Consider the following 3,934-nt stretch of genomic DNA (forward strand, 5'->3'; position numbering starts at 1 on the left):
AAGCGGGCGAACCGATACGAACGTGCGACCATTGGCTTTGGCTTGAAATTCGACTCGGCCTTCGACCTTGGCGAAGAGAGTATGGTCGGTCCCCATGCCGACATTAAGGCCGGGGTGCCAGGTCGTGCCGCGCTGACGCGCGATGATGTTGCCGGGAATCACATGCTCGCCGCCATAGGCCTTGATGCCGAGGCGCTTACCTGCGGAATCGCGGCCGTTACGTGATGATCCGCCTGCTTTTTTGTGAGCCATGGCCCGTCTCCAACTTCTTAACCGATCTCTAGATCAATTCGATGACGAATTCACTTCACTTTATGTCACGCCGTTCTGAAGCGTGTCACTTCTTGTCGTTTTTGCCTTTGGCTGCGGCCTTTTTCGCCGGAGCCTTCTTGGCGGGCGCTTTTGCCGCAGCCTTCTTGGCCGCCGGCTTTTTCGCCGCCGTCTTCTTGGCGGGCGCCTCGTCAGCATCATCGGCCGGTTTCGCGGCGACCTTCTCAGGCTTCTTGCGCGGGCCGATGGTCGGCTTGTTGTCGTTGGTCAGGATCTCGGTGATGCGAAGCACCGTGATCTCGTCGCGATAGCCGCGCTTGCGGCGCGAATTCTTGCGCCGGCGCTTCTTGAACGCGATGACTTTCGGGCCGCGCTTGTGCTGCAGCACCTCGGCCGCAACGGAAGCACCGGCAACGGTGGGGGTCCCCAGCACCGGCGAATCACCGCCGACCAAAAGAACTTCGCCCAGCTGCACGATCGTGCCGACGTCGCCGGCGATCTTGCCAATCTCGAGCACATCATCCGGAACGACGCGGTATTGCCGGCCGCCGGTTTTGATGACTGCGAACATCGTTTTATTCCTTCGTGTTCGATCCCGGCCTCGAACATTGCCCGGGCCGGCTTTTTCTTCAGTCGTTATGGGTTCAATTTCCGCGCGACCGAGCTAAGACCCAAAAAGGCCAAAGCCCCCAAAAGCATTTCGCGCAAAAACAAACAGCGCGAGAAGCCTCCCGCGCCGGGTGCGGGACTTATAGCGGCTCAAGGCCCCAAGTCAAGGCAAATGGGCGGAAAAACCGGCCATTTTCGCGGGATTTGCCCGAAAAAGGCGCCGAATGGCGAGTAGCGAATGGCGAATTGTACCTCCTGTTCGCGACTCCCTATTCGCAATTCGCCCCTTTCACGAAACCAACGGGTTCCGCGGGGGTTGTACCCTCGTTCGCTCATTTTGCAGGGTTGGATGGCTGAGGAAGTTCTAGCGACGGGAATTGGCCGGCATGGCGCCACGCGCCTGCCGTCGGTGGACGTGGACAGTTTCAATGTCGAATTGAAGGACGAGGACGGCTTTCTCGGCGACCGCGCGAGCAAGGGTGCGTTCCGGAAAATCCTCGACGACCTGCGCAAACCGCTGAAGAAGAATGGTGAGGACCCGCTCGGCAACAAATCGGCGGCGAAAATCACCAAGAGCGAACTCGACGAAGCCTTGTTTGGCGATGATATCGGCGCCGCCGCGCTGGTCCATGGCGCGATCGAGGAATTCGCCAGTGAGCTGGCTTACGTGACCTCCCGCTTCCTCAAGCAGAAATCCTGGGCCGATACGGAGTGTATCGTGGTCGGCGGCGGCTTTCGCCAGAGCCGGGTCGGCGAACTTGCGATTGCCCGCACCGATATCCTGCTTAAAGCCGAGGGCTTCAAGGTCGATCTGGCGCCGATCCGCTTCGATCCGGATGAAGCGGGCCTGATCGGCTGCCTGCATCTGGCGCCGTCGTGGATCTTCGAGGGCTATGACAGCATTCTCGCCATCGATATCGGCGGCACCAACATCCGCTGCGGCGTGGTCGAATCCCGCTGGAAAAAGGCTTCCGACCTGTCGAAGGCATCCGTATGGCACTCCGCTTTGTGGCGTCATGCCGACGACGAGCCGACGCGCGAGGGCGCGATCAAGCGCATGGTGAAGATGCTCAAGGGCCTGATCGAGGAGGCCGACACGGAAGGGCTGAAGCTTGCGCCCTTCATCGGCATCGCCTGTCCCGGCGTGATCAACGACGACGGCTCGATCGCCAAAGGCGCGCAGAACCTGCCGGGCAACTGGGAGAGCAGCAAGTTCAATCTGCCGGCGAGCCTGGTCGAGGCGATCCCGATGATCGGCGATCACGACACCGCGGTGCTGATGCATAACGACGGCGTGGTGCAGGGCCTGTCGGAAGTTCCCTTCATGCAGGATGTCGAGCACTGGGGCGTCCTGACCATCGGCACCGGGCTTGGCAATGCGCGGTTTTCCAACCGCCGCAATGGCAAGGACAAGAAGGAAAAGGACCGCGACGGCGACGACAAGAAGGACAAGAAGAAGGGCGATTAAACCCGCTTTTTTCGCGCCTTCCTTGGCGTTGTCGGCATCTGTTGCGAGCGCGCTTTTTTTCCGTGTTTACACGGGGATCTGGAATTGTCGCCCGGCCGGTAACCTTGAGTGGTTAGGTTAAAAACGGGATCGCGTTGCTGGAGCCAAAGCGATCGATAAGGTCAGCAACGTCGCTCAGGCTGACCCGCGAAGCCGCACTTCCCGGCCAGCAATTTCAATGAGACGACACGGGACCGCCGGTTTTTTCCGCGTCTGGCGGTCCCACCCCCGGCGCAAACGCCCTGGCGTTTGTCGCCCGCGCACACCGCACTTCCCGTTTATCGCGCGCCCCCAGTCGGTGAGATTTCAATCCATCCACCCCGTCTGGCCGGACTTCCCAGCTGCTTTTGTTCGGCGGGTTTTCTACCGCAGCCAAGTCTGCGCAATTCTTTCGAAAACGAGATTGCTGTGCGAACCGGCTTCCACTTCGGATCAAAACACTCTAGAAACGCCTCCGACCCGGGGCACCGATTTGCCCTGATTTGCGCCTGGAGAGGTGGCAGAGTGGTTGATTGTACCGCACTCGAAATGCGGCATAGGTGCAAGCCTATCGGGGGTTCGAATCCCCCCCTCTCCGCCAGAAGGTCGTTCCAGAAAGTTTCATCCAGCCCCAATTCCTGACACAAAGAGCTGCAATACCAGCAGCTTGTGCGGATTTTGGCGTTCCATTCAATTCCATCTCGTCTCGCCAAATCTCATGCCCAAGTGTATGTAAAGGTGTATGTAGAGGATAGGCGAAGTCCTAGAACGAGATGGCGAGGGGCTACGGCAAACTGACCGCCAAGAAGGTCGAACATCTGACAACGCGCGGCATGCATGCTGACGGCGGCGGCCTGTATCTCCAGGTGGCGAAGGGCGGCTCCAAGAGCTGGTTGTTCCGATACAAGCTTTATGGACGCACTCACTGGCATGGCCTCGGGTCACTGCGCGAGGTGAGCCTTGAAGAGGCGCGCGAGAAAGCAACTGATGCGCGCAAGGTCCGGCGCAATGGCGCTGACCCGATCCAAGCCAAGCGCGAGGCGGAAGCCGCCGCCCGCATCGACGCTGCCAAGGCGATCACGTTCGGTGCGGCGGCCAAGCGGTTCATCAAAGCTAATCGCGCCGGCTGGAAGAACTCCAAGCACGCGGACCAGTGGCAGATGACGTTGCTGGGCACCGACCCCAACGGCAAACCTGCCAAGAACGACTACTGCAAGACGATCCGCGATCTTCCCATCAGCGCGATTGATACGACGCTGGTGCTGCGGATCATCGAGCCGATCTGGGCGAGCAAGACCGAAACGGCCAGCCGCATTCGCAGTCGCATCGAGCAGGTGATCGACGCCGCCAAGGCAAAGGGCGAGTTCAAAGGCGAAAACCCGGCCCGCTGGAAGGGGCATCTCGACAATCTACTCCCGGCTACGTCGAAGGTTCGCAAGGTCCGCAATCATCCGGCGCTGCCTTATCGGCAATTGCCCAACTTCATGCGCAAGCTCCGCGAGCGTGATGGTACCGCTGCAGCAGCTCTTGAGTTTCAAGTTCTGACGGCCGTCAGGCCAGGCAACGCAG

The 3,934-nt window shown here is 60.0% G+C and carries 4 protein-coding genes and 1 tRNA gene; 3 read left to right on the plus strand and 2 right to left on the minus strand.

Going from position 1 to position 3,934, the window contains the following annotated elements:
* Both rpmA and rplU read right to left on the minus strand, forming a co-directional pair.
* Positions 1 to 252: 50S ribosomal protein L27 (gene rpmA / locus VFL62_RS20340; protein WP_325174180.1), on the minus strand; the 252-nt coding region annotated here is incomplete at its 3' end.
* 85 nt (positions 253 to 337) lie between these two features.
* The gene (rplU, locus tag VFL62_RS20345; RefSeq protein WP_325174181.1) at positions 338 to 841 is read right to left on the minus strand and encodes a 50S ribosomal protein L21; all 504 of its coding nucleotides are present in this window, start codon (positions 839 to 841) and stop codon (positions 338 to 340) included.
* A 387-nt stretch (positions 842 to 1,228) separates the two neighbouring features.
* On the opposite strand from rplU, the gene VFL62_RS20350 reads away from it, so the two are divergent.
* From VFL62_RS20350 to VFL62_RS20360, 3 genes are all read left to right on the plus strand, one after another.
* Positions 1,229 to 2,347, plus strand: coding sequence for an ROK family protein (locus VFL62_RS20350; protein ID WP_325174182.1), 1,119 nt, complete (start codon positions 1,229 to 1,231; stop codon positions 2,345 to 2,347).
* A gap of 529 nt (positions 2,348 to 2,876) precedes the next feature.
* Positions 2,877 to 2,966, plus strand: a tRNA-Ser gene (locus VFL62_RS20355).
* Positions 2,967 to 3,198: 232 nt separating this feature from the next.
* A partial coding sequence (locus VFL62_RS20360; RefSeq protein ID WP_325174183.1) for an Arm DNA-binding domain-containing protein occupies positions 3,199 to 3,934 on the plus strand: 736 nt, incomplete at its 3' end.

This window comes from Bradyrhizobium sp. (assembly GCF_035701725.1).
In the GTDB taxonomy this organism is placed as follows: Bacteria; Pseudomonadota; Alphaproteobacteria; order Rhizobiales; family Xanthobacteraceae; genus Bradyrhizobium.